At 46.5% G+C, this 25,211-nt stretch carries 22 protein-coding genes and 1 pseudogene; 4 read left to right on the forward strand and 19 right to left on the reverse strand.

Annotated features, from left to right (window positions below; genetic code table 11):
• From RH89_RS24845 to RH89_RS24860, 4 genes are all read right to left on the reverse strand, one after another.
• Positions 1 to 639, reverse strand: a 639-nt coding sequence (locus RH89_RS24845; RefSeq protein ID WP_004408052.1) for an ABC transporter ATP-binding protein, incomplete at its 3' end; no start/stop codon positions are given.
• Positions 636 to 1,622, reverse strand: a complete 987-nt coding sequence (locus RH89_RS24850; RefSeq protein ID WP_206536153.1) for a FecCD family ABC transporter permease — start codon at positions 1,620 to 1,622, stop codon at positions 636 to 638. The genes RH89_RS24845 and RH89_RS24850, both read right to left, overlap by 4 nt.
• A gap of 136 nt (positions 1,623 to 1,758) precedes the next feature.
• A complete protein-coding gene (locus tag RH89_RS24855) occupies positions 1,759 to 2,901 on the reverse strand; it encodes an ABC transporter substrate-binding protein (protein WP_004408055.1) in 1,143 nt (380 codons plus the stop codon).
• Between the two features lie 205 nt (positions 2,902 to 3,106).
• On the reverse strand, positions 3,107 to 3,958 hold the full coding sequence (locus RH89_RS24860) for an SIS domain-containing protein (RefSeq protein ID WP_004408057.1): 852 nt from the start codon (positions 3,956 to 3,958) through the stop codon (positions 3,107 to 3,109).
• 229 nt (positions 3,959 to 4,187) lie between these two features.
• On the opposite strand from RH89_RS24860, the gene murQ reads away from it, so the two are divergent.
• Positions 4,188 to 5,102, forward strand: a complete 915-nt coding sequence (murQ, locus tag RH89_RS24865; RefSeq protein ID WP_004408059.1) for an N-acetylmuramic acid 6-phosphate etherase — start codon at positions 4,188 to 4,190, stop codon at positions 5,100 to 5,102.
• 157 nt (positions 5,103 to 5,259) lie between these two features.
• Here murQ and RH89_RS24870 read toward each other — a convergent pair whose 3' ends face one another.
• The 4 genes from RH89_RS24870 to RH89_RS24885 all read right to left on the reverse strand — a co-directional run bounded on the left by RH89_RS24870 (position 5,260) and on the right by RH89_RS24885 (position 9,513).
• Positions 5,260 to 6,093 (reverse strand): carbohydrate ABC transporter permease, encoded by an 834-nt coding sequence (locus RH89_RS24870; protein ID WP_004408061.1) that lies wholly within the window; start codon positions 6,091 to 6,093, stop codon positions 5,260 to 5,262.
• Positions 6,094 to 6,102: 9 nt separating this feature from the next.
• Entirely contained in the window at positions 6,103 to 7,056 is a 954-nt protein-coding gene (locus RH89_RS24875; RefSeq protein ID WP_004408063.1) for a carbohydrate ABC transporter permease, read from the reverse strand.
• A 10-nt stretch (positions 7,057 to 7,066) separates the two neighbouring features.
• Positions 7,067 to 8,155, reverse strand: coding sequence for an ABC transporter ATP-binding protein (locus tag RH89_RS24880; protein WP_004408064.1), 1,089 nt, complete (start codon positions 8,153 to 8,155; stop codon positions 7,067 to 7,069).
• A 137-nt stretch (positions 8,156 to 8,292) separates the two neighbouring features.
• Entirely contained in the window at positions 8,293 to 9,513 is a 1,221-nt protein-coding gene (locus RH89_RS24885) for an extracellular solute-binding protein (RefSeq protein WP_004408066.1), read from the reverse strand.
• 265 nt (positions 9,514 to 9,778) lie between these two features.
• Here RH89_RS24885 and RH89_RS24890 point away from each other — a divergent pair, with 265 nt between their 5' ends.
• On the forward strand, positions 9,779 to 10,663 hold the full coding sequence (locus RH89_RS24890; RefSeq protein ID WP_004408069.1) for a glucosamine kinase nucleotide-binding domain-containing protein: 885 nt from the start codon (positions 9,779 to 9,781) through the stop codon (positions 10,661 to 10,663).
• Positions 10,664 to 11,422, forward strand: a complete 759-nt coding sequence (locus tag RH89_RS24895) for a GntR family transcriptional regulator (protein WP_004408071.1) — start codon at positions 10,664 to 10,666, stop codon at positions 11,420 to 11,422.
• Positions 11,423 to 11,511: 89 nt separating this feature from the next.
• On the opposite strand, the gene RH89_RS24900 is transcribed toward RH89_RS24895, so the two are convergent.
• The 3 genes from RH89_RS24900 to RH89_RS24910 all read right to left on the reverse strand — a co-directional run bounded on the left by RH89_RS24900 (position 11,512) and on the right by RH89_RS24910 (position 16,146).
• On the reverse strand, positions 11,512 to 12,459 hold the full coding sequence (locus tag RH89_RS24900) for a hypothetical protein (protein WP_004408072.1): 948 nt from the start codon (positions 12,457 to 12,459) through the stop codon (positions 11,512 to 11,514).
• 19 nt (positions 12,460 to 12,478) lie between these two features.
• Positions 12,479 to 14,287, reverse strand: a complete 1,809-nt coding sequence (locus tag RH89_RS24905) for an alpha-keto acid decarboxylase family protein (RefSeq protein WP_004408074.1) — start codon at positions 14,285 to 14,287, stop codon at positions 12,479 to 12,481.
• Between the two features lie 92 nt (positions 14,288 to 14,379).
• A complete protein-coding gene (locus RH89_RS24910) occupies positions 14,380 to 16,146 on the reverse strand; it encodes a flavin monoamine oxidase family protein (protein WP_004408077.1) in 1,767 nt (588 codons plus the stop codon).
• Positions 16,147 to 16,588: 442 nt separating this feature from the next.
• Here RH89_RS24910 and RH89_RS24915 point away from each other — a divergent pair, with 442 nt between their 5' ends.
• Positions 16,589 to 17,398, forward strand: a complete 810-nt coding sequence (locus RH89_RS24915; protein ID WP_004408078.1) for a S1 family peptidase — start codon at positions 16,589 to 16,591, stop codon at positions 17,396 to 17,398.
• Positions 17,399 to 17,464: 66 nt separating this feature from the next.
• Here RH89_RS24915 and RH89_RS24920 read toward each other — a convergent pair whose 3' ends face one another.
• The 8 genes and pseudogenes from RH89_RS24920 to RH89_RS24955 form a co-directional block, all read right to left on the reverse strand.
• Positions 17,465 to 19,366, reverse strand: a complete 1,902-nt coding sequence (locus tag RH89_RS24920) for a DUF3857 domain-containing transglutaminase family protein (RefSeq protein ID WP_004408080.1) — start codon at positions 19,364 to 19,366, stop codon at positions 17,465 to 17,467.
• The gene (locus tag RH89_RS24925; protein ID WP_004408082.1) at positions 19,363 to 20,439 is read right to left on the reverse strand and encodes a hypothetical protein; all 1,077 of its coding nucleotides are present in this window, start codon (positions 20,437 to 20,439) and stop codon (positions 19,363 to 19,365) included. The genes RH89_RS24920 and RH89_RS24925 overlap by 4 nt, the downstream gene beginning before the upstream one ends.
• A gap of 152 nt (positions 20,440 to 20,591) precedes the next feature.
• Positions 20,592 to 21,215 carry an esterase/lipase family protein gene (locus RH89_RS24930; protein WP_004408083.1) on the reverse strand — a complete coding sequence of 208 codons (624 nt, stop codon included), beginning with the start codon at positions 21,213 to 21,215 and terminating at the stop codon, positions 20,592 to 20,594.
• 145 nt (positions 21,216 to 21,360) lie between these two features.
• Positions 21,361 to 22,050: a hypothetical protein gene (locus RH89_RS24935; protein ID WP_004408084.1), complete on the reverse strand. Its 690-nt coding sequence runs from the start codon at positions 22,048 to 22,050 to the stop codon at positions 21,361 to 21,363.
• Position 22,051: 1 nt separating this feature from the next.
• A pseudogene (locus RH89_RS24940) lies at positions 22,052 to 22,642 on the reverse strand (1-acyl-sn-glycerol-3-phosphate acyltransferase); the annotation flags it as partial.
• A 132-nt stretch (positions 22,643 to 22,774) separates the two neighbouring features.
• Positions 22,775 to 23,509, reverse strand: coding sequence for a helix-turn-helix domain-containing protein (locus RH89_RS24945; RefSeq protein WP_004408087.1), 735 nt, complete (start codon positions 23,507 to 23,509; stop codon positions 22,775 to 22,777).
• Between the two features lie 11 nt (positions 23,510 to 23,520).
• The gene (locus tag RH89_RS24950; RefSeq protein WP_004408094.1) at positions 23,521 to 24,153 is read right to left on the reverse strand and encodes an HD domain-containing protein; all 633 of its coding nucleotides are present in this window, start codon (positions 24,151 to 24,153) and stop codon (positions 23,521 to 23,523) included.
• 102 nt (positions 24,154 to 24,255) lie between these two features.
• A complete protein-coding gene (locus RH89_RS24955; protein ID WP_004408096.1) occupies positions 24,256 to 25,098 on the reverse strand; it encodes a mechanosensitive ion channel family protein in 843 nt (280 codons plus the stop codon).
• Positions 25,099 to 25,211 lie beyond the last annotated feature (113 nt).

Consider the following 25,211-nt stretch of genomic DNA (forward strand, 5'->3'; position numbering starts at 1 on the left):
GTTTCGCAGTAGGATGAGTTCGTCACAAAATTCTGCCGCCAGATTGAGGTCGTGAAGTGCTGCGATAACGGTAAAGTTTTCCTCAACGGCTTTCTTTTTCACCATCGTCATTATGGAAAGCTGATGGTGAAGATCCAAAGCGCTGGTCGGTTCATCCAGCAGAACAATGTCGGGTTTTCGAACTAAGGTTCTTGCAACTGCTGCCATTTGCTTCTGACCGCCACTCAGTTCGGACAGGTCTTTATCTGAAAGATGGGAAATACCCAGCTCATTTGAGATCTGCTCTACCAGAACAAGATCTTCAGAAGTAACCCGCCACTTTGCATTGTGCTTCAGAGCCAACAATATGCTTTCAAATACGGTGAGTGCGGCATTGCATTCGTAGGACTGAGGTAGGTAAGCGATGTGTTTAGCACGCTGTGCTATCGTCATTTCAGACAAAGACTGATCATTGAAGACAATCTTTCCTTCGTCGGCTTTCTTGATGCCAGTTATGGTCTTAAACAGGGTCGACTTTCCAGATGCATTCGGACCGATTAACCCAACAAAACTCCCATGCTGAATGGGGTGGGTAGTTAAGTTATGGAGTACTTTCGTCGTACCATATGCCACCGAAATACCATCAATAATCAGGCTCATGACAGTCTCTCCTTTCTTGTCGAGAAGATGATTGATAAAAACACCGGAACACCAATGAGAGCGGTAATGATACCGATTGGATAGATCACTCCTGGCGTAATGGATTTACTGACAATAGAGGTGATGGATAATACCAGTGCACCAATGATGGCAGACAAAGGCAGAAAGAACCGCTGATCTTCTCCTACCAGTAGTCTGGCAATGTGAGGACCCACCAAACCAACAAATCCGACAGTGCCAACAAACGAAACTGCGGTGGCAGCCAGTAGCGAAATGCAAATCAGGATTTCAATGCGAAGTCGGCTGACGTTTATCCCCATGCTTTTGGCACTTTCCTCACCTAAGCGCAGTGACGTGAGCTTCCACGTTCGGTTAAGGCAGAATGGAATCACTATAATCAGAAGCAATACGCCCAAACCGATTTTTTCCCAACTTGCCCTTGAGAGTGAACCCATCATCCAGAAAATGATGCGTTGCAGCTGAGATTCAGAGGCGTTGTATTCCAGCATTGAGAGCAGGGCGCTGAACGTAAAGAAGATGGCAATACCAAACAACACCATGGACTGAGTCCCTACACCTTTGATTCTGGTTAACACCAGCAGTACGGCACAGGTAGAAAGCGCAAACACAAAAGCATTGATAGTCACGAGCATGTCTTTTGCCATAGGGAAGACGGATGCCCCTATCACAATAGCGACTGCTGCACCAAAACTGGCTGCGGATGAAACTCCTAAGGTGAAAGGCTCCGCCAGTGGGTTGTTCAGAATGGTTTGCATCAGAGCACCAGCTATCCCGAGCATGGCTCCAACGATGATGGCGGTCAGAGCAACAGGGAGTCGGTAATCCCAGATGATCACTTCTAACTGAACGCCATGCGCCGTTCTGTCCAGAAGGGTTTCCAGAACCACCTGAAAAGCAAACTTGCCGGGTCCGACGCTCACATCTATTGCGACAGACAGTGTAAGAAGTATGCTCAGTGTCAACAGTATCCAGTACTTGCTTCTTACCCGCGATAAGTAACTTTGCGAAATTGATTGAGAGTGGGTGACATCCATATTCAGCCTCAATTGTCAGAAGTTTGGGTAACTCTGCATCGAACAGGTTACCCAAACCTTTAAATCAGTGAAGCTCTGCCCAAAATACGCCACTGTAATCTATAGGTAGAAACTTATCGTGCAGCTCGACAAATATCTTCTCAGGGTCAACATCCTTAAAGTCATTTGGGTAGAACCATTTTGCGAAGGTCAGTAAAGCGACAAAGTGATAAGGGCTGTTATAGAACTGGTGATAAACAGAATAGAATTTCTTGTTTTTGACAGAAGAAAGGGTTGGCCAGCCTTTACGTTCAGACAGTTTTTTCAACCTTTGCTGGGCTTTTTCTTTCGTCGCCTCATAGCCAAATAGCACGGCTGCGGTGTCGGGCTTGGCTTCTGACCAGTTTGCCCCTGTACCGATAATGACATCTGGATCTTCGGCGAAGATCGCTTCTGGGTTTACTTTGCCGCTAAAGCCAGAAAATTTACGCGATCCCCAGTTAATGCCACCTGCTTCATCGACCAATCTACCTAGGTTGGCGCTGCCGAATGTCGAGCAACACTTGTCCGGGTTAAAGCCAGCGGCTCTATCAATGAATACGATGGGTTTGTCTTCCTCTTTTTTGGAGACGACGCGACCGTAAACCATCTTCATGTGTTTCTGATAGTAATTGATGAACTGATTGGCTTCATTCACTCTGCCAAGAGCCTGCCCTAAAAGGTAAATGCTTGGCACTGTATTCTGAGTCGGGCGCTGGCGAAAATCGACAAAGATGACCTGAACGCCAACCTTTTCCAGCTTCTCTATCAGCCCGGTTTCTTTTGCTTTCAGCAGGTTTCCTAAATTCAGAATCATAAGATCCGCATTCAGGGTGATGACCTTTTCTATGCTGAAATCATTAGCGTAAGGACTTCCTAAATTGGTGATGTTTTCAGCTTGAGGGAATTTGCTGAGGTAGGCTCGATAGGCATCTGGATCCCATTTCATCAAGTCGTCTTTCCAGCCGACTACTCGCTCAAAGGGGTTGCCTTTCTCAAGCAGCGCAAGGGTATACATCATCCTTCCTTCACCCAGAATGATTTTCTTCGGCACCTTTGGAATAGTGACAGAGCGACCCGCAAGGTCGACTACTTCTATGGGCTGTGCCGAGACAGAAAATATGGAAAGGCAGAAGGTAACGATCAGCGTTTTGAAGACGCGAGTCAGGGTGCGATTATCCGTAATCATGTTTCATTTCCTTTTAGAAAAATAAACCCACTAACCGTGTCTTTTCTGTTACATACGGGTTAGCGTTCCATGTACACCAATTAAATTACATGATAATGATTATTATTTGCAAGTGATAGAATTATAAACTTTAGATTGAATTTAAGGAGTGTTACTCATTGTGTAGTGAGACAGAAGGTCAGATAAACTTTTTCCAGCGTTTAGGCTAAGTAAGAATCTGATTAATATCGGTCCCGATATCACTGAACAGTTCGCGAGCCTGTTCGTCCCTTTGCTGCAATAGCGTAATGAACAGTAAATCTGTGATAACGTTTTGCGCGGTACGTGAGGCAATGGACGAGCTACGGTGACGAGTTTCGTCAGCGATAGTGTTAAAGATAATATCTGCCGTGTCGCGAAGGTGGCTTTTTCGCGGGGAGGTAATGGCGATGACTTTTGCGCCTTGTTCTTTGGCAGCTTCAGCGGCAACCAGAATTTCTTTTCTGTCACCTGAAAATGAGATAGCGATTTGTACATCCTCAGAAGTCAGGGTCCTTGCTACCGCAATCTGCACGTGGCTATCTTGCTCTACCAGAGTGGTAATGCCGAGTTTGAGCAGTTTATAACTCAGGTCTTTGGCGGTTAGCGCAGAAACGCCAATCCCTACCACTTGCACCCGTCGCGCTTCATCGAGCCATTTCACTGCCTGATAACAGGCTTCATAAGACAACGCATTAGTGGTCTGAAACATCGCGTCTGTCTTGGTTTTAACGAGTTTCTGAGCACTAACGGCTAAAGGGTCATCTGCCAGAATATTACTGTGCAATGGAGTTTGCCCGAGCGCCTGCTTACGCACAATTTCTTCATTTAAAGCCAGTTTGAAGGCGCTGTACCCTTTGTATCCGATGCGCTGAGTAAACTTAACAATGCTCGACTGGCTGACGTTTACCTGCGCCGCGAGTTCCTGACTGGTGAGCAACGCCGCCTTTTCTGAATTTTCAATAATCCAGTCTCCAACCAGACGTCCACTTTGAGAAAGTTGAGTGCGTCTGGCGACGATTCGATGGATAACGGACATAACAAAAAAATTCCTAATAAATTATTCCAACTAAGAAATAATGACCGCCAATCTAATGCCATGAATACTGGCAAATAATCTAAGTATGAAAGGCATTTTAGCTGAAAAGCTTGTCAATTATTCCAATGTTCAGCTGTACAAAGAATAACCTTTATTGTGATTTTTATCACTATGATTGAATATTTTATTCAATAAAATCGGGGCGAATTTAGGATGCTGAGAACAAGGAATGAACCGCGACGAGTTAAGCCGCTTAACGACGGAAAGCCGCAACCCGAACAGTGCCGGGATTGACACACTACCCACTCTCGAAATGTTAAAGGTCATCAACAACGAAGATCAAAAAGTAGCACTGGCAGTGAAAGATGTTTTGCCACAAATCGCCGAAGCGGTGGACGCCATTACAAACGCGCTGGCGAATGATGGGCGGTTGATTTATACCGGAGCGGGAACGTCTGGTCGGCTGGGTATTTTAGATGCAAGCGAGTGCCCACCAACCTATGGCACCTCACCAGATTTGGTGGTAGGAGTGATAGCTGGAGGGCGTCAGGCAATACTGAATGCGGTCGAAAATGCGGAAGATAACGTAAGCATGGGCAAACAAGATCTGATGCAAATTAAACTGAGCAATCGGGATGTGGTCGTGGGTATCGCAGCAAGCGGTCAGACACCCTACGTGCTTAGCGGTCTGGACTACGCGAATGAATTAGATGCGACCACGGTATCGATTTCCTGCAATGCGGCGAGTGCAATGGCAGACGTTGCCGACATCGCAATCACGCCCATTGTAGGACCTGAAGTCGTCACGGGGTCATCGCGAATGAAAGCGGGGACTGCACAAAAACTGGTGCTGAACATGCTCACCACAGGAGCAATGATTCGCAGTGGAAAGGTGTTTGGAAACCTGATGGTCAATGTTGAAGCCAACAACGCCAAGCTGGTTCAAAGGCAAATCAATATTGTTGTAGAGGCGACTGGGGTTTCGGCGGGCGAAGCCAGTCAGGCGCTTGAGCAGTGTGGTCGTCAATGCAAAACCGCCATCTTTATGATTCTCGCAGGGCTGGATGCAGAACAGGCGAAATCGCGTCTTAAAGAGCATAACGGCTTTATTCGTTCCGCATTGGCGGCACAGCAGAGCCTTTAATACGAACCCGATTTAAGAATTAAAACCATAAGATAGACATGACATTATTAAGCTAACTCATTCACCCTCCTCCCCCTCATATAGGAATGAAATAGCTAACGCTCTTGATGATTCAAGAGCGTTTTCTTTTGTTTTGAAAGTAATCTGATTTAGGTGGCTACTTAATCGCACCTGCTGTCATGCCAGCGATAAAGCGACGTGACTGGACGATAAATATGACGATCATCGGCAATGCCGCAAGCGTTAATCCGGCATAAAGAACGCCATAGTTGATTGAGTACTCGCCAAAGAATGCGGTTAAGCCTTGCGCCAGTGTTTTCCATTCCGGCGACTGAATAAAAATAAGTGGGAAGAAAAAGTCATTCCAGATGGGAACCGCGTTGTAGATACCTGCAATCACCAACGCAGGTGAAATCAACGGCACCATAATCTGAATCATGATCCTCAGTTCACTTGCGCCATCTATACGCGCACTGTCTTCCAAATCTTTGGGGAGCGTTCGCAAGAACCCGGTCAGAATAAACACGGTGGCGGGCAAACTCATTGCCGTGTAGATGCAGATCAGCCCGACTAAGCTGTCCACCAGCCCCAGATATTTGAGCTGGATAAACAGTGGGATAATCGCCAGCCTAAGTGGCAGCATCAGCCCGGATAAAAAGAACAGAGATACCATCAAAGAGCCACTGAATCGGTAGCGAGCAATCGCATACGCGGCCATGGTTCCAGTGGTTAATAGGAAAATGACCGAAAGCAGCGTCACAATAATGGAGTTGAGGAAGTATCTGGGCACATCCGTTTCGTTCCAGATGACTTTGAAGTTATCCAGATTAAAGCTGTTCGGCAGAGAAAATGGCGTAGAAAAGATCTCCGGATTGGTTTTGAATCCGGACAGAACCATCATCAATATCGGGTACAGCATGATGAGTGCACCTGCACCCAGAAAGATATGAATGAGCCATTGTTCGAGCGAACTTGTATTTGCCTGTTTCATTTCTGCCTCCTAATCCATCTTAACTTCACGCGCCGTCAGTAATTTGGTCGCGATGATTGAGAAGACAAAGATAAAAATAAAGATCAGCACGGCAAGTGCAGACCCAGCTCCAAATTCCGTACCGCCAGCGCTTACCGAGCCAAATGCTGTTCGGTAGAAAAGCAGCCCCAGCATGTCGGTTGAATAAGAAGGAGAACCTTCAAGCCCAGACATGATGAATGGCAGTTCGAACCAGTTAAACGAGCCAATAAAGGTCAGCACCACAATAATGGTGACCGCAGGTGCCATCAGAGGCCAGATAATGTCTTTGGCGATCTGCCATTCACTCGCACCATCCAGCCGGGCAGCTTCAATAAAATCTTTGGGGATACGGTGAATCGCAGCCAGAAATACCAGAGTCGGAAAACCGACCCAGGCCCAGGCATTGACCAGCAACATAGAGGGAAGGGCAGTCTCTGTTAGACCCAGCCAGGGTAATGCCCACTCGTTGAGTCCAATGAAACTCAGCCCTTTGTTTATCAAGCCAAAAAACGGGTTAAGGAACATTTTCCACTGGAAACCGATAATGACAGTGGAAAGAATCACAGGCAGGAAAAACACCACCTGATAAAACCGTCCGCCTTTGGGATCGCGTGCCAGCAGAAGTGCGAGGATCAACGCGATGCCATTCTGAATGATCATCAGGGTGACAAACACAATCACATTGTTCTTTAACGCATTAAACAGATACCAGTTGCGATTAGGATCGAGCAGTACGTCCTTAAAATTTTGAAGCCCGACAAACTCTCCTCGTATCAGACCATTCCAGTCGTAAACGCTGTACCACAACGCCGAGCCCATTGGCAGAAAAACGAACACAAACAGAATCGCCGCAGGAGGAAAAAGCAAGAACGCAAGCCAGAGCCTGCGATTACGTTTACGCCGCGCTATTTCACGCTTTATAACGAGATCGTCTTCTTTCATGAACTCCCCCTTATCGCACCGCGTTGTCGTTGGAGTCAAACAGGTGACAGTTTTCGATCAGGAAACCGATCTTGATGGTTTCGCCAACATCAAACTCCTGATCGCCGGGTGCATGAACCGTGATATCTTGCCCCGTCGCCGACATGGCATAAAGGTAGGTTTCTCCGCCGAGCCTTTCCACGGCATACACTTCGCCGCTTACCTGACCATCGGATTGCCCTTCCAGCACTGCGTGCTCTGGTCTTACTCCAAACGTGACTTTATCGCCTGAGGTGAGTGAGCTTGGGTCAGAACACGGGATCGGAATTGGGTCGTCACACCCTTCCAGTTTTAACGTTACTCCACTATCGGTTTTGCTCATGATCTCCGCAGGAAAGAAATTCATGGCTGGAGAACCAATAAACCCGGCAACAAATCGGTTGTTGGGCTTTTTATAGAGTTCTAACGGGGGACCCACCTGCTCGATGACGCCATCTTTAAGAACCACAATTTTGTCTGCCATAGTCATGGCTTCGACCTGATCGTGGGTCACGTATATCATGGTGGCATTTAGGCGTTTATGAAGCTTGGTTATCTCGATGCGCATTTGCACCCGCAACTTGGCATCCAGATTAGACAGGGGTTCGTCAAACAGAAATACTTTTGGGTTGCGAACAATCGCACGGCCAATCGCCACCCGCTGACGTTGACCACCCGAGAGTGCTTTGGGTTTGCGGTCGAGGTAGTCGGTTAACTGCAAAATCTCTGCGGCTTGCCGAACCTTCTGGTCTATTTCTGCTTTGGGGGCTTTTGCTACTTTCAGCGCGTATGACATGTTCTGATAAACCGTCATGTGCGGGTAGAGTGCATAAGTCTGGAATACCATTGCCAGCCCGCGTTTTGAAGGAGGAAGATGGTCGACTCGGTCGCCATCGATTTCAATCGCACCATCGGTAAGATCTTCTAACCCTGCCAGAAGGCGTAATAGAGTGGATTTTCCGCAGCCTGAAGGTCCTACAAATACCACAAACTCGTTGTCTTTGATGCTGAGGTTTGCTCCCGGAATGACTTCAACATCACCAAAGCGCTTTTTCACACTGCGCAACTCAATACCTGCCACTCATTTCTCCTTACAGCAAAGCTAAATAAACCCTTTAGAAAACGAGTCTGACTTTCCAGCGACATGATGAGTGTTTTTCATCTGCATCAACTGCGTGGAAAGCCGGACTAGGTTCTTATTTTTTTGTTTAGTTCTTATTACTTCGACGCTTTAATGCCGTCAGACACTTCTTTTGCCACGGCAGCCGCAGATTTCTTACCTGCCATCAGTTCCTGCAAACCATTTTGTAGCAGTGTGGATCCTGTTGGTTTCTTAAAGCGATACCCTACCAGCATGATGTATGGTGTTGCGCTGCCATGAAACTCAGAGATTTTCGCCAGCATTGGATCAGAAGACACTGCGCCGGCTACTGCGGCAACATTGGCCAGCTTGTCGGTAAGCATTTGTCCGAATTCCTGCGTCGCCAGGAAGCGGGCAAATTTGAGTGCTGCTTCTTTGTTTTCAGAGCCAGAGTTAACAGCGTAGCCACCATCGAGCCAGGTTGCGACCATTTGGGAATCTCCCGCTTTCGCTGCTGGACCCGGCATGATGTCGAAATTGATTCCCGCTTTTCTAAAGCCAGCGATCTCCCAAGAACCACCAACGAACATAGCTGCAGCTCCAGACGTAAATAACTGCTTCATGGTTGCGTAATCGACACCTTCATGACCCTGAGGCAGGAACTCTCTCAATTCGCCGAATTTCTCCATAGCACCGACGTAACGCGCATCTTCAAAGTCGGTCGAACCTGCGGTCACTTCGCCAAAAAACGATTCACCGTAAAAGTTAGGCATAAACGCGCCCGACATGACTTCCACCGTCCATCCGTCTTTAGTGCCGTTGGCTAAAGGCATGATGCCCGAGCTTTTTAGTTTCTTAGCTGCTGCGACAAACTCATCCCAGGTGGTGGGTGGGGTAATCTTCTGAGCCGCCAGCAAATCCGCGTTGTAGTAAACAAGAATGGTCTGCGATGCCATAGGTACGGAATACACCTTGCCATCAGAGCGGAGTGTCACTCCTAACAGTTCGTCTTTGGAGAAGCCGGAAAGATCCACTTTGCCATTTAACGGTTCGAGGTAACCGGGTGCGGCAACACTTTCAAACGCTCCGTAGGCTCGGGTGTGGATGATGTCGGGTCCTGCTCCGCCCGTGAGCGCCGTGGTTAATACAGTGGCGTAGCTCTTCGCTTCATGGGCGGTGTAGTTGATTGAAATATCCGGGTTGGACTTTTCAAATGCGGCGATGATCTCGTTGTAGGCTTTGGCGTCTTCTTGTCGCCAGCTCCAGAAATCGAGCTCAGCTTTGGCAAAAGTGGAAGCACTGCACAACAGGGCAGCGGCAGCAAGAATGGTGCGAGTAGTCAATTTTGATCGATTCATTTTCTACTTCCTTGTTCAGACAGCTAATTCAGCGACTAGCCGGTTTTCTTTCATCCAACTGCGCTACGTTTGTGACGGCTTTACCAATACGTACGCGCAAATTTGACTCCCTTTACTCTGTTTTTGATAATACCTTTAAAATACCATTTGTCTATTTATTGATCGAATTGGCGTGAAAAGTGTGTTAAACATCATATTTGGTATTCTTATAGGTATTACAAATGCTCAAATCGTATCTTGAGAAAATCTGACTGGAAGGAGCAATATGCACGACGTGGATTCCCCCTTAGTTATTGCCGTCGATGGTGGTGGTACGAAATGCATTGTGCGGTTATCAGACCAGAGTGATCGCGTACTGAGTCAGGTGCAGACAGGCTCAGCAAATGTGGCGACTAATTTTGAAGTCGCAAGACAAAATATCATGGAAGGTATTTCTCAAGCTTATGCAGAAGCCGGGCGTGCACTTAATCAAAGTAAAGGGGATATCATCGGGCTTGCCCTTGCGGGAGCTGAAAGCAGTGATCGGGTTGGAGAGCTGCGAGAATCCCTGAATTTTGCTCAGGTGGTGATTTGTTCCGATCTTGAAGCCACCTTAAAAGGGGCTTTGGGTGATGACGATGGTGTTGTTGCGAGCATTGGGACCGGGTCGTTTTTTCTGTCGCAGCAGAATGGTGTATATCAGCGTGTTGGCGGCTGGGGCTTGTTTCTTTCTGACGATTGCAGTGGCGCGGCGTTAGGAAAAGCGCTTATGCGCTATGTTGCAAATGTTCACGACGGTATGTTACCTTCCAGCCCTTTGGTTGATGAGACGTTTGCGAAATTTGGCAGCCAAATTCGGAAATTAGTGAACTTCTCCCTTCAGGCTTCTCCTAAAGACTGCGCCGAGTTTGCATCCGACATTGTATCTGCCTATCAGAAGGGGGATCCGGTCGCACGGCAGCTGGTGTGTTCCTCTGTTTCAAGGCTGGTTGAAATCCTTGAATTTCTGAATGCGCAAAAAACAGGAAACCTATGTATGAACGGTGGTTTAGCCGCTTTTTATCAGCCACTTATGCCTGAGTCTTATCAAGCCATATTTGCAGAGCCCAAAGGAAATGTTCTGGATGGGATAACCTCTATAACCTTGAATACCTCGACGGGAGCGCTTTGAATGAACGTTTCGGATGTCCTAGATCCTTCCAACTGGCTGACTGAAAGTGGCGGGCTTCGTTACCTGCAACTGAAGAAGGTGTTGGAGCGTGCGATTCTGGATCGATCATTACCTCCCGGTACTCAACTACCGTCAGAACGTGAAATTGCAAAGATCACCGGTCTTTCACGAGTCACAGTAAGAAAAGCGTTTGCCCCTTTGGTCGAGGACGGATATCTGGATCAGCGTCAGGGGGCGGGCACCGTAGTAGCAGAGCGAATGACGCGCGTGGAGCAGTCGCTCTCTCGGCTGACGTCTTTCACTGAGGACATGGCAAGTCGTGGTATGGAAGTCAGTTCTGCCTGGCTGTCACGACAAGTTGTTAAGCCCTCACCAGAAGAAATCATGACGCTGGGCATCAGCCCTTCGGAGTCCGTTGTGCGTTTAGAACGCCTACGTTTTGCTGATGGACAACCAATGGCAATAGAACGGGCGGTATTGCCTCAATCCATTTTGAATGATCCTATGAAAGTACAGCACTCTCTCTATGCGGTGCTTGATGAACTCGACCAAAAGCCCGTTCGGGCAATTCAGCACATTATGGCGTCCAACCTGAATGAAGAGGATGCACAACTGCTGGAAGTGAATGAAGGCGTGGCTGGGTTACAGGTGACGCGAGTGTCTTACCTAGCTTCAGGTTCAGTCGTTGAACTGACCAAATCCATTTATCGCGGCGATGCGTATGACTTCGTTGCGGAGCTCAATCTTCAAAGTTCTTAACCTTTCCTAAAGATGTGTGCGAATAAAAAATGTCAGAGCCAAATAAATCGGCTCTGACATTTTTAAATCTTACCAATCAGCAAAAACTTCTACTTCTCATACGGTTCCGCTAGGTATGGGAAGTCTGACAAGAAAGGTTTGAACGGCGTTGTACGTCTTGGCCAGCCACCAAAAATAATGGTTCGTTCATAGGTGACACAGTCTGAAGCTTCACATAATGTCGGGATCAAATCGTCTTCGATATAGCGACCATTCGGGTATTTAGCTGGTCGACTCGCGTCGTAAATCACTACATCAGGGTGGTAATCGAACGGGCGAATACCTTCGGTGTTGGAGTTGCTGTACGTAGGCTGAGTTTTGATCCACTCAACGTGCAAGTTTGGTGGAAGAAAATTCAGCTTCTGCATACGAGGTTGAAAGGTTCGCAGTGCTCGACCTGCATGATCCACCTGATGGGGGTGACTGTCGCCAAGAATGGAGTTTGCCCAAAGAGTAAAGATGCGTTGATCCTCCGGGAAGGAACTGACTGGAATTTTGACCACAAAACCCATCACGTTGTATCCCTTTGTGAGCGGGAAGATAAAAGGATCCGCTCGCAGCCCAGTAAATACCTCAATTCCATCCTGATTTTTTAAGCCTTCTGATTCCCACGATTTGAGGGTTAGGTCGTCGTTCATCTTAAAGCTGATGGTGGCGTCTTCTTTGATGTTTTCGCTGTTTTCGACCGTACCACCGTAAAGCATGTTATCGAATTCGCTGTCGAATTTTACATCCGCGTCCAGATCCCAGTGGATGTAGTAAGTCAGTTCGCTAAAGTCGGGGTTTTCCGTTCTATCAACATCGCGGAAGAAGGTCAGCGCCATAATGTAATGGTCTTCTTCTTTCCAGAAGAACAGGTCAGTTAAGCGAGCTTCTTCTCTCCAGATTTCTGGTGGATCAAGTGGGCTGCGGTGATCCGATGCCATAACCTGAAACGATAATGGTGCAATTACCGCGACCACAATCAAGCGCAGCAAAAGTTGGAACATGGTTTTCATAATGATTCCTTCATTCGATTTAATTATTTGAGTCTGTTTGCTCGGTGATCACCACAGGAACACTGTCTGGCTGCTCATCTTCGCCAAGAGACTGAGTGCGATAAGCGATGGAGTGAGGGATATTGGTTTCGCTTAGCATGACTCGGATAACAAAGTTATCTTCTGGATACTGGTCCACTTCCGTGAGGGCATTTCGAAGTTCATCATGAGTGCTGACCACGGCACCACGACCACCAACCATCTCGACGATTTTTTCGTAATTCCACTTGTTTAAGCGGTTGTATTTGTAGACATCATTTTGTTGCGGGCGAGATTCGTAGTGAACTTTTTCGTCTTCGGTGCGGAATGGGTTCGGGTTCACCAACATCTGCTCGATACCGTAAATCCCGTTATCCAAAACGAATACCACGTTGTTTGTTTTGTAGTAATTGTGCCCAGATACAGACTGACAGGTCTCTTGGAAAGCACCGTCTCCCACAAACACAAGAGGACGTTTGCTCTGATCGGCGAATTTCACACCCAGCGAAGCGGGTACAGAATAGCCAATAGACAGCCATGCTGCCGCACTGACAAATCCGTCTGCCTGATTGATGCGTAAGTTCTGTGCGCCCAATAGTGGGAACCCGGCATCAACGACAACACGGTGTTCGTCCGTCAAATAGTCATCAATAACGCTAAAGAAGCTGTCGTAGCTGAGAGGTTGCGTGCAGTCTTGCGGCACTTTTGCCATCAGTGGAGTCATTGTAGGCTGATAGCGTTGGTACTCCATGTCTGAGATTTTTGCGCTCAGTTTGGCAATAAAGTCTTTCAGGACGACATTAGGGAAGTACTGAGTTCCGACTTCCTGACCTTCACTGTCAATGTGGTGTCCGACTTTCACACCTTCGTTGTTCGCCATCACCATGCCAGCCGACCAGGAAGAGGTTCCTCCAAGGTTTTTACTGGTATTCCAGACCCCAAGCGCGATGCGACACCCTGCGTTGTTGAACAGGGCTTTTGTGCTCTCTGGGGTGGCATTGCCGTTGTAAACACCACGGAACAGCTCGTGGCTTTCAGGCAGTACCGATTTCGCCAATATGCTGGTAACAAAAGGGTTGTTAGTGGTTTCGACCAAAGACTGAAAATCGCTTTGTAGCTGCTGACGCTGAAGCTCGATTCCAGCCCAGAAGATGGGTGTGCCTCGCTGCTTTATCATGTCTAGGGTTGCAGTCACGGCCTTGTCGGTTTCGCTTTCGTCACCCTGATGAGGCTCAGCATCCAAGCTAGAGACGGGCGCATCGCAGGACTTACGCCAGACATCTTCATACACTTCAAGATACCCTGGGCGACCTTCAGAAATCATCGCTGTGAGAACGGTGTCTATCTTGGCTGGCGCTTGTGAAGCGTTTCTAATTTGCTCTGCAGCGACCGTAACTGAGCGATAGGCATCAATGTTACTTTTCTCATCACCTGTCATGTGAGAATAAAGAATCCCCTCAACTCGCTGACGTTTTTGCTCTGAGTAGGTGGGCGCACCATTCAGCACTAACACCCGATTGTGTTCAACGTAGGAACCTGCCACAGGGTTGAGTAGGCTGAATGCCCCTACACCGTATGTGACTCCGACAGGGGCAATTTTGCCGCTTACTCTGGCATAACCGTCGGCACAGTGTCCGGCATTGATTTCGTTGGTATTGCCTGATATCTGAATCGTCGATTCAGGATCTTCTTCGATGGTGTTCAGAAAGGGGGCGCTGTAGTTGCCAGCGACGCCAAAGATATGTTCACAACCCAGCTCTTCCAGACGGATTTTTAGATACTGGGCGACCGTGACTTGTTGTGTGCTCATCATTATTCCTTTTTAGCCAACATGAGGTCAAAAGACCTTTACCATGGCTACGATATAGCCATGGCTTATTAGAAGTGTTTTATAACAAGGGTTTAGGAAAGCGTTGGAAGTGGGTTTTCATTCACCAGTAACGCTGCATTTACTGCCGATTCGATTGCCCCTTCTATCCATGCATGTTTGAGTGACGCATGCTCACCGGCAAAGTGCGCTTTTCCTTGCCACTCGCTGGCGATGATGGACTTGTGGAACAACTCAAGCTGTCCGGGGTAATAGATGGCGGCTTCACCGAACGCATAAGGGTTCTGCATCCAGCTTACGGTTGCGGCTCCTACGATGTTGTCTTGGTCGTCGACGTATTTCTCAGGGTCAAATACACACAGATCTTTGATCTTTTGCTGGGCAATCAAACGCTCTTCGTAGCTGGCGTCAGGGGCGTGTACTGCGTGGGTAATGGCGACATTCTCAAGCGCATAACAGAAGCGCTCATAGTGAGGCATGGAATCCCATTTACGGGCATCATCAGCCCAGGAATAGCTCACCAGCATGACTCCACCGCCAGTTGAACCCATACGCTCGCTTGGGTAGTACATAAAGCGGTTGATTAAGTCGGTACAGGAGCCGCCACCGTAGATGTCGTTCTCGGTTTCCCAGAATCGCTCTCGGAATTCAAGCAGTACTTTGGTGGCTGCGTCGTAATGCAGCTCGCGGATAGCCTGACGTTTACGCTGGCGGAATTCTGGCCATACGTGAACAGTACGGAAACTTGGGAACGGAACGGTGACCACGACTTCATCCCACTCTTGCTGTGCCAGATCCGCCTGAACATTTTTGTCTTGCTCTTCGCGTGAAGCAATCGCCTCAGACACAGAAGTATGAATGCGCACTTTGCCTGTATTTTCATCAAGGTAAAGGTCAGTCAGGGTTTGGTTGCTTAGGGTAACGTCGGATAGGTTGTTTTGCTCAAAGTAAGCTGTGGTAAACAGATCTGTGCCGCCCTTGATCAGCCAGAATGCGGTATCGGGTTTGATGATGGCAAGTTCGATAAAGCTTTGGATGAAGGAGTACGACATGCGAGACGCCAGGTTCTCGATCACGCCAATCATTTCAATAGCATTTTCAGAATAATGCTCGCTGTTTTCCACGTATTCCAGCAAGTATCGACGCATCGAATATTCACCATAGGTATCGATGATGTATGCCCAGGCTGTTTTTGGATCTTCTTCTACCATCTTGGTGAGTTCACTAATGGCATTGTCCAATAAAACGCTCGCCTGAGTATTCTCATTGTCTTCCAGGTTGTAGTTCAGAAGTGCGTTAACGTCTGCGCCTTCGGCGTCGTAGTCTTTGCGCAAAACATGGCGATAGTTAACGTGCAAAAAGTTTTTACCTGTTGAAGGTGGGAGGATGATGTCTCCGTTTTCATCGCGATCAGGGTTGTCGATTTGCTCAGATGTGGCATCGGCTTTTGAGACGGTTTTATTCAAAAAAAGTTGCTTGTCTACACCCGTCTGATCAATCAGATATTGCACCAGCTTGTGCATATCCGGGATACGCATGGCACCTGCTTCGCCTGTCAAATTCGAGTCTTCAAAATAGGTTTTGTCGTTGGTGTTGCGGAAAGTTTTCACTCGCCCGCCGACTCGGGTGTTCGCTTCAACTATGGTGACGTTATGACCTGCCTGACGCAACAGGGTTGCTGAGACCATACCGGAGATTCCACAACCGACTATCAGGATGTTTTTAGCTTGAGCTTGACTGGTTGGAAGTCCATTTTGCAGATAGCTCAAGTAGGCTTGGCTTATTTGGTCCTGATCGAATGGCAGTAATCCATGGTAGGCATCATCGAGTGTTTTAGTCATTTTCTATTCCTTTGTTAGGGTCAACAGACCCTTATGTACACAAACAGCGTCTTTACAATTTTTCAACACTTAAAGAGTAATCGCTTTATGTGCATATGCAATTTATTGAAATACATATTATTTTAATTTCTTCTCTATCAATTGTTAGCGTCAATTTGGTCATCAATACTCATTGTTTTTAAAGGAAAAAATATTCAACAAAAGATGAATGTTGTGGCATGAATTTAATGGTGAGTACGTACTTTTTTCTCTCGGCTTGCTGATGGAAATGTTACTTGCGAGGGGGTGTGATTAGTTTGGAAAACACGGGTTCAAAATTTGATATTCATTTTCATTCCTGACGATTCTCTTTTACCGCGGTTCATAAATTGTCATTTTTGAATTCTTTTCTGGAGGGCATAACCGTATCTTTCGGTTGAATTTTATAAAATGAGGATTAATCATGAATTATCTTTCAACGTCGGCACTGGTTTTGGGGGCGATACTGGCTTCTGGAGCGCTCGAAGCGAGAGACGCCAGAATCATTGGCGGAACCAAAGCGGACTACAACAACTGGAAGTTTTTCGGGCAAATAATTGGGAATAGCGAAGGAGCCAGTCACAGTCGATGTGGCGCCAGCTACATTGGTAACAATTTTATGCTGACAGCGGCTCATTGTGTGGATAGGGTGCGCGATCCAAAAAGCATTAGAATCAAATTTAGCCCAAACAACTACACTGATGAGCCCGAAAACGTGGTCAATGTGACCAAAATTATCGTACACCCTAGCTATAACAGTAAGGGATTCAATTCCCATGATGTCGCTTTGCTTAAGATTGATAAGGTAATCGCTGGGGTTGAAACTATCACCCTACCAAACCTACCGTTAGAGCAATACGTAGCGCCAGGAACGTCACTGGATGTCGCTGGCTTGGGCACCGAAGTGATAGGTAACCTTAAACCCTCAAAGCTCAATGAGGTTTCAATTGAATATGTTTCTAATAAAACATGCATCGATTCTCATGAGGCGCTGAATGAAACTAATATTGGTGTCACAAACTTTTGCGCGGGAGACTCAACAGGTGCTGGAATAAAGGATACATGCACAGGTGATAGCGGTGGACCATTAATATTAAGAGACGGCGATAAGCCTGTACAACTCGGAATTGTAAGCTTTGGAATTAGCTGCGCCAAACCAAATATGTATGGGATTTACGCCGATGTCCCTAAATTTGTTGGCTGGATAAATTCAACGGTGACCGCTAACAAGTAAGCAAAAACCTCCGAAGCAACGATGGTTGTTTCGGAGGCTTATTTAGAGTGGCGTAGCTATCTAGGATCAGTTTTCTGTTTGTGGTGACCCGTTAAAGTGAATCAGAGACTGTCGTGAATAGATGTCAATTAACGTGTTGAACTGACTTATTTCAGCCACTTTAATAGATTGCGACGGCATCTCCAGAATGGTGCGCACTTGAATTTTGTTTTCCGAAATTTTTTCGATCGTTCGCTTGAGCGTGCCGAACTTATGATCGAAATGGAGAGTCGGTGGCAAGTCCGTTATTGTCCAGAGCCCTTTAGTATCATAAGAAAACTCGGAAACGACCTTTACACCAGGAAAGGCTTCATCGTAGTGCTCGTTACTCAACTTCAGGTCCGATAATTCACTTCGAATCCAGGCGTCATTTTCGTTGTAATTCAGCGCTTGACCCACTTCCAGAAATGGAGAAAGAGTAGCTTCAGATGAGATAACTACTTTTTCTTCCATTGCATCAATATGCTCAAATTTAAACGCTGGATCTCCAAGGTCGGAAACAACGTCCTGATACTGCTCCAATAAAGAGCTTTGTCGCTCTTCATCATTCATTTCATAGATCTTTGAACGGAAGTAAGCGGCATACTCGCCCCAATACGTGCGTGTCTGAACCTCTTCCTGCCCGCCCTGGTCGTTAAAAGTAATGTCGGTGTGCGTATCGAATTTCCAACGATAACGACTTTCCTCCATTGTATGAGGGATGTAACCGGGGTCTAACGGGAGAATGACTTTATTCTGAATCCAGGACGGCGTGTATCGCCAGTGAGTTTGTGTATCTGTCGGGTCTATGCAGTACTCTTTACCGTCTAATTTGAAGCAGACGACCACATGGTTATAAGTGTTCATGGTCGGGATCAGCAGTTTGCTCTGGTCGGTACGCTGAGTCGAAACAAGTACAAGGTTGGTTTTTAATCCAATTTTTTCCAACAGTGCTTTAAGCAGAACGGACTTATCTTTGCAGTCACCAAATCGATTCTCAATGGTCTCGGCTATGGTGTGAGGAGTCATGGCGTTGCCATATTCTGACCGCGACACATAACGAATGTCGCGTGAAACGAAGTCGAGGATAGCTGCAATTTTTTCTTCCACTGTAGACTGCCCTTTCAGGATGTCTTCTGTGAGTGGTTCAAGCCCCCGAGTGTCCAGATTAGCCTTCTCCATTGTGAGCAGACCTTTAATAATCACCTGATTCCAGTTTTCAAACTCGCCAAGAGAAATTCTGTCTATATGATCTCGCCAAAAAGACTGCTCATCCGAAACGTAGGTTGGCAAGTCGGTTCCACTGCACTTAAGTGAACCTGTGCTTGCTGAGCAGGTGACTGAATCAGTATCAGCAATCCAGTTAACTGGGGAGTCTTCGTCCCATGTGACATCTAACGTGTATTGCTGAACTGGGTAAGTTCTTTGCGTGAAGAGTTCTTCTGACCAGTCTGACTCCATCCGCGATTTAGTGGTAACCAGTTCGTATTCCAGAACGGATAAACTTCCCTCAACCAACCCTGGAATTGCCAGTACCACCTCTTTTTCACTGCTGAATGTATTGTATTCGCTGGTATCCAGTATCTGGACATGTGAAGGATCGAGCTGCTTCGATTCTCCACTCGGAGAAATGGATGCCGCTGAGATTATCTTTAAACTCTGATAATTTGGGTTGTAGTAAATACTTCGTGAGCCGTAGTTTTCAGCATCAACAAATCTCGGAAAATAATTGACCGTCTTTCTCGTCATAGTGACGATATCTGATTCAACTTTGAAGTCAGTTTGAAGTAACAACTGAGTCATTTCTGTTGGCTTGGATTCACCTGTCAGTAGTGCCATGTTTTTCTCTAAACCAGCATAACTCAAAGACCAGGATATATTATCGGCGCTATATGCATGAGAAGAGCCCACTGCTAGTGCCGTAATTAATGGGAGGGTGTGTCGTTTCATTGAGTAGTAAACTCCCATGCCATTGTTTCGAACGAGCGAATTGACTCGCGATAGGTGTTTTTGCGAGCTGATATAAATCCAATTAACTCATAGTTGTTATTAGGGGTCTGAATGACTGTGATAAGTGCCGTAGAAGGATCAAGAGACATGGTTCCATGGCATTTGAGTTGAGTTTTGACGTGAAGCGTCGGACGGACGAAACTGCGTCTTTCTGTACACTTGAGTTGTTTTATATTTTCCTTTATCCAGTCTCGACGAAATTGAAGATGCTCATTCATATCTTCAATTTCATTATTTTTGAATAGTAAGAAGTACGAATCTGGGACCGAGTTCGAGAATTCTGCCAGTGCGCTGCCATCACTGAAAGTGCCTACTTCAACACGGTGCCAGTTGTCACCCTGAAAGGTTAGAACGAATTCTTCATTTTCAATCGTGTACTTTTCCCTGTTTGCGTAACTTTCATGCTGTTCAATAAACAGTGGGCTTATTGCGGTATATGAGAACCCTGCAAATATCAGAGGGAAAAAAATAGCGACAATCACCCATTCAAAAGGTGAATAGCCACTTTTTCCTTTGAACTCGACATGACTCAGTTCTTTCCGAACTTCGTTAAATCGGTTGGCAATGAACATAAATGAAAGGGAAAAAGTGATATAAACTGCAAAATCAATCCATAAGGCAATCGACCAATTGGAAGATATTGAGTAATACATGGTCGAAAAGACAAAACCGCAACACCCTAGAAAGTAACGATTTCGACTTTTTTTCGCTTTATCATCCTGCTCAAACGTCTCCAGAGTTTCGCCAAACTTTTTAAACGCGAAAATTTGGGCAAGAGCGAAAAACGGAACCAACAGCCAAAGCCATGGGATAAATTTAGATTGAGACAATAGGTTTAATTCTTTGGCTCTGCGATACAGCCAAATATTGGAGTAAAGACCTAAGGTGCTGAACGCCAGAAAAAATTCCCAAATAGGTTTTCTTGGCGCTCGTATGGTTATTTTGGGGGTGTTTTCAATTTCTGGAGAAATATCGGAATTTTCTTCGGAAAGGGTACCACTAATTTCCTGCATGATCAGCGTGTCCGTCCATGGTTTCTAGCTGACAAAATTAAGCTTTACATCACTGTTGATCAAGAGATTCCCGATAAATCCTCTCATATCCCTGATTGACTTCTCAACATCAAGGAAGTCAATTGAATATGGGCATATCTGATCACTTGATATTAGTGAATATGCCGAAACTGATCTTGCCGAATAAAGTGATCTATTTGGTTGGGAATATATTGGCTGTAAATCATGCTGGTGTGGCTGGATTTGGTTTCCAGATGATCCGTCATTCCGTCTATTTTGGTTTCTTCTACAGTCACCGTGCCATCAGACAGTGTATCGTTGTCCATAAGCAGAAGTGGTCGCATGCCGAGTGGTATGGTTCCGGCGATGCTGCCCAGCTTTTGTGGGTGTGACCAGACATCGTGGTGTTTCTTCAACCCAAATTCCGGTGCATTACCTAGCACCGCACCCAGCCCCAGTTCCTGAATTCGACAGATTATGGATGCGCCTTTAAGCGGAGAACCAACGGCTATGACGTGAGAAATCAGGTTAGAAGAAGGGCGACGCGAAGCGAGATAGTTTTTGATGACCACTCCGCCAAGGCTATGCCCGACAAGAACGTTTATCTCACTTTCATCAATGACCGAGTCAATAGAAGCGAACAATTTATCTTCATCAATGGACACCGAGTTATAACTGATCACTTGCGTATCGTAACCCAGAGTTTTTAGCCTCTGACTTAGTGGCTGCATGACGACGCCGTGCATGTATAAACCATGTAGGATGATAATTTTCATTGTTGCCTCCTGTACTCCAGCTTTCTCTCTGTCTCTGACGCTATTCAGCCTAAGAATTTAGACAGATGAGTTAATACATTTTGACCGTAATATTATGCTTCAGATTGGGTATCAAATCTGTGATCGCTTAGAAAGTCACCAAACTCTAAAAGGGCAGAATGACCCATAATGGTATCAGCGGTATCATTGGCCACATCATCAGTTTCCCAAGGTATAACGACCACTTAGACTGAAAACCATTCTCGACATTAATGCCGTCGTTAATGAGTGTGTTGCTCTTCATCGCTTTGTTAAATGCCCAATGAGAAAAGGTCACTTTCTCTCCCTTACTGGTTGCAAATACCGGGTAATAAAGTTCACTCAGCTCGGGATGCCTGACCTTCACTTCCTCCAGAACAAGAATGCTTCCGCATGGAAGTGGGCGAATCTTGCGACCTTCTTGCCCATTAATAAACTCACTTTCATGCTCAAGTGACAGAATGTTTGAACCCCACGGAGAGCTCGAATCTTCAACAACAGACCAGCCGCAAGATGCGATGAATCCGTTCCCTATCCAAGGGTAAAAGAGTTTGCTTTTGCCTTGGTTTAAGCTGAGTGTCAGCATTACCAGCAATGTAGGAGCGGTGATAACGGCTTTGGTTAAGTGACTAAACTGACGAATGGCAAAAATAAAGGTGATGGCAAACGGGATAGCAAAGGTAAAGCGACTGAATCCCTGATTAACCACGCCTGAAATCATAAACACTATGCTGATGGCAATGACCAGAGCCGACGCACGTTGGCTGAGTGGGTGCTTCAATCGGCTGGTTTTTGAGTGATCTGATGGTGTCGACATGTTATTGCTCCGCCAGTTGCTGAATGTGCTTTTGAAGGCTAATGCGATCGGTTGTGGCACCATCGACGATGTTACCGATTTTAATTTCCAGTTTTGACCAGAAACGTTTTGGCAAATGAGTGAATGCGTGGCCACCTTTATGTGAAAAGAACGAACCCCAAAGCCCCTTTAATGCAATAGGTACAACGGGTACTGGGTTGGTTGAAAGAATCTGTTCGATACCAGGGCGAAACTCATTGATTGCTCCGTTTTTAGTGATCCGACCTTCAGGAAAAATGCACACTAGCTGACCCTGTTTGAGGGCGTTATCGATCTCGACAAACGCTTGGTTATAGGTTTTTTCACACTGCTTAGGAGAGCAGATAGGGATGACGCCAGCATGACGAAAAAAATGTTTAAGAATTGGAAGTTCGCTCAGGCTCTTATCCATCACAAAGCGAACCGGGCGATTCGCCAGCCCCATCAGAATTAAGGCATCGATATAACTCACATGGTTAGCAATCAGAAGCGCGGCACCGCTTTGTGGAATGTGCTGTTTACCCGTTACGCGAATACGGTAAAGTATGCGGCTGATGAAATAACTGATGACTCGAAGATGGGCGTGCATGTGAACCTCATTAGAAACTGTGTTTCGATAAGGTTAAATTGCCACGGCGATACTTTTTGATAAATAAAAAAGAGAAAAGTTACTTATTATGTGACTTTCATGTGCATAAAACGCGACTTAGCTTCTTTCGTATTCTTTAAACTCAGGCAAACTCCATTGGCGAAGTGCCACGATCATGGATGTACCGTGACGATCAGAAATCGCCAGATCACCATCGTCTCGGCATGCGGAGTAGAAATCGGCAATCAGTTTTTCGATGCGCTTCTGGAGCTTTTTATTGGTCGGTAAAGACATAAGCCCGGTCGCCATGACCAATTTTTCATCTTCACCAGAAAAGTGACTGCGGAAAAATTCGCTTTGCACCTGTTGCTGGAAGAAGCGTTGCATCGGACCGCCGGCTATCCATGAAAAGGTAGGGGATAGCTTTAATTTCACTCGGTTTTGAGGCAGTAATTCGATGATGTTCAGCTTGTCTAGCTGCGCCAGCTTTTGGATCAGCTCAGGTTCAGAAAACGCATACTGCGCCATGATTTCTTCAAATCGATAACCGTTGACCACACACACAGCAACCAGCAGCAACCCTTTGTTTTCAACCAACTGTTTTTCCTGTTCGAACGTTAGCGCCGTGATCTCCTGAGTGGGGGAAGCGAGCTTAAACAGTTCCGCCATCTCCATCCCCATCAGTTCGCAGATAACGTTTAAACGCTCAAGGCTAATTTGATTTCCGCTGGCAAGGAGGCGTTTCACCGAGCCTTCCGTCAGGTTCAATTCTCTGGCGATATCAACGTATTTGATTCCGGATAATTTGAGCTGACGTTTGAGTTCGTCGACAACTTTGCTGGTTTCAGACATGGTTTCTCGTTTTATGCTTCGGTTGCCAGTTGTTCAAGATAGGCTTTCATAAATTCCACCCGACGTTTGGCTTCTTTTATAGCTGCTGGGGTGTTCATGGTGTCTGCAATTTTGAATAGCTTGGTTTGAAAGTGATCGATGGTGAATCGCTTGTCATCCAAAGGTCGATGTTCTGCAAACATATCATTCGGATCATAAAGGTCGGCGTTGAATGTGGCGCTAACCTGAATTGTGCGCGTGACGCCTATCGCGCCCAGAGAATCCAGCCGATCAGCATCTTGTACAACCTTTGCTTCGAGCGTTTCAGGTTTTACTCCGGCACTAAAGCTGTGCGCCATAATGGCATGGTGAATGGCGGGTAAGTACTGGTCGGGATAATTGATTGTACCAAGGAATTGGCAGGCTTTATCGGCTGCGATCTGCGCGCTCAAATGGCGTTCTGGATGATCTTTTGGGTAGGTAAAACAATCATGAAGGTAAGCCGCGGGCAGCACCACATTTATGTCGGCCCCCTCACTTTCTGCCAGTGCTTTGGCAGTGTTCACGACCCGAAAAATATGGTTTAAGTCGTGGGCAGCGTCGGTCACCATCTCTTGTTTGATAAATTCGATAAATGCGTCTTCACAACCTAAGCCCGGATTCATAACTTTCTACCTGATTGAATTGGTGGAAGTATTGTACGAGTTACTTGAACATACAACAACGCCAGCAAAATGCTGGCGTATTGAGAACGGGATAAAAGCGATTTAAGACGCTTGCTTGCCCGGGAATTGATGGATATGAACATCGCGCTGAGGGAACGGGATGGTAATGCCTTGCTCGTCGAAGGCAATCTTAACGCGCTCGTACAGGCTGAAATACACCGGCCAGTAGTCGTCAGATTTTACCCACGCCCAAACCAACATTCCGACATGGCTGTCGCCGTGTTGGCTAACGTGAACCAGTGGCTCAGGATCGCTAAGAACCAAATCATAGTCATCCAGTACTTTCATCAGAACTTCACGCGCTTTGCGAACGTCATCACCGTAGCTGATACCAAATTCGATATCGACACGACGGTTTTCTTCGCAGAACAGGTTTTTCACTGTGCCATTGGAAAGCATCCCGTTTGGAATGATGATTTTCTGGTTGTCGTAAGTGACTAAAACCGTCACAAAGATTTGAATATCAACCACTTTACCCATGTGCCCCTGCGCTTCGATAACGTCACCGATCTTGAAAGGCTTGAAGAACAGGATAAGTACACCGCCAGCAAAGTTAGACAAGCTGCCCTGAAGAGCCATACCTACAGCAAGACCAGCAGCACCCAGCATCGCAATGAAGGACGTGGTTTCCACACCAATCATCGATGCCACTGAAATGATCAGCAGTATTTTTAGAATGACTGAAGCGAGAGAGCATAAGAAGCTGCGAAGACCTTGCTCTAAGCGAACACGTTCAAGAGCAACATCAATCCCTTTCGTGACTTTGCCAATCAGCCACCAGCCGATAACCAGGACCAGAAATGCCAGTACCAGCTTAGGTCCAAAAGTCAGAACCAGCTCTAACCCTTTTTCGTAGATTTGCTCCAACGAGATATTTTCCATCATAAATATGACTCCTTTTAAAAAACCTCTGAAGTATAGGCTAGACCATATGCGTAAGTTCTTCCCATTGTTGAGAAAATAACGCTAGAGCCTGTGCAGAAGCTCTCAGTTGGAGT

This window comes from Vibrio nigripulchritudo ATCC 27043 (assembly GCF_000222685.1).
In the GTDB taxonomy this organism is placed as follows: domain Bacteria; phylum Pseudomonadota; class Gammaproteobacteria; order Enterobacterales; family Vibrionaceae; genus Vibrio; species Vibrio nigripulchritudo.

Excerpts from the sequence above, each read along its gene's own strand:
- RH89_RS24855 (WP_004408055.1), bottom strand. The coding sequence starts at position 2,901 with ATGATTACGGATAATCGCACCCTGACTCGCGTCTTCAAAACGCTGATC.
- RH89_RS24860 (WP_004408057.1), bottom strand. The coding sequence starts at position 3,958 with ATGTCCGTTATCCATCGAATCGTCGCCAGACGCACTCAACTTTCTCAA.
- murQ (WP_004408059.1), top strand. The coding sequence starts at position 4,188 with ATGAACCGCGACGAGTTAAGCCGCTTAACGACGGAAAGCCGCAACCCG.
- RH89_RS24870 (WP_004408061.1), bottom strand. The coding sequence starts at position 6,093 with ATGAAACAGGCAAATACAAGTTCGCTCGAACAATGGCTCATTCATATC.
- RH89_RS24875 (WP_004408063.1), bottom strand. The coding sequence starts at position 7,056 with ATGAAAGAAGACGATCTCGTTATAAAGCGTGAAATAGCGCGGCGTAAA.
- RH89_RS24885 (WP_004408066.1), bottom strand. The coding sequence starts at position 9,513 with ATGAATCGATCAAAATTGACTACTCGCACCATTCTTGCTGCCGCTGCC.
- RH89_RS24890 (WP_004408069.1), top strand. The coding sequence starts at position 9,779 with ATGCACGACGTGGATTCCCCCTTAGTTATTGCCGTCGATGGTGGTGGT.
- RH89_RS24895 (WP_004408071.1), top strand. The coding sequence starts at position 10,664 with ATGAACGTTTCGGATGTCCTAGATCCTTCCAACTGGCTGACTGAAAGT.
- RH89_RS24900 (WP_004408072.1), bottom strand. The coding sequence starts at position 12,459 with ATGAAAACCATGTTCCAACTTTTGCTGCGCTTGATTGTGGTCGCGGTA.
- RH89_RS24905 (WP_004408074.1), bottom strand. The coding sequence starts at position 14,287 with ATGAGCACACAACAAGTCACGGTCGCCCAGTATCTAAAAATCCGTCTG.
- RH89_RS24910 (WP_004408077.1), bottom strand. The coding sequence starts at position 16,146 with ATGACTAAAACACTCGATGATGCCTACCATGGATTACTGCCATTCGAT.
- RH89_RS24915 (WP_004408078.1), top strand. The coding sequence starts at position 16,589 with ATGAATTATCTTTCAACGTCGGCACTGGTTTTGGGGGCGATACTGGCT.
- RH89_RS24920 (WP_004408080.1), bottom strand. The coding sequence starts at position 19,366 with ATGAAACGACACACCCTCCCATTAATTACGGCACTAGCAGTGGGCTCT.
- RH89_RS24925 (WP_004408082.1), bottom strand. The coding sequence starts at position 20,439 with ATGCAGGAAATTAGTGGTACCCTTTCCGAAGAAAATTCCGATATTTCT.
- RH89_RS24930 (WP_004408083.1), bottom strand. The coding sequence starts at position 21,215 with ATGAAAATTATCATCCTACATGGTTTATACATGCACGGCGTCGTCATG.
- RH89_RS24935 (WP_004408084.1), bottom strand. The coding sequence starts at position 22,050 with ATGTCGACACCATCAGATCACTCAAAAACCAGCCGATTGAAGCACCCA.
- RH89_RS24945 (WP_004408087.1), bottom strand. The coding sequence starts at position 23,509 with ATGTCTGAAACCAGCAAAGTTGTCGACGAACTCAAACGTCAGCTCAAA.
- RH89_RS24950 (WP_004408094.1), bottom strand. The coding sequence starts at position 24,153 with ATGAATCCGGGCTTAGGTTGTGAAGACGCATTTATCGAATTTATCAAA.
- RH89_RS24955 (WP_004408096.1), bottom strand. The coding sequence starts at position 25,098 with ATGATGGAAAATATCTCGTTGGAGCAAATCTACGAAAAAGGGTTAGAG.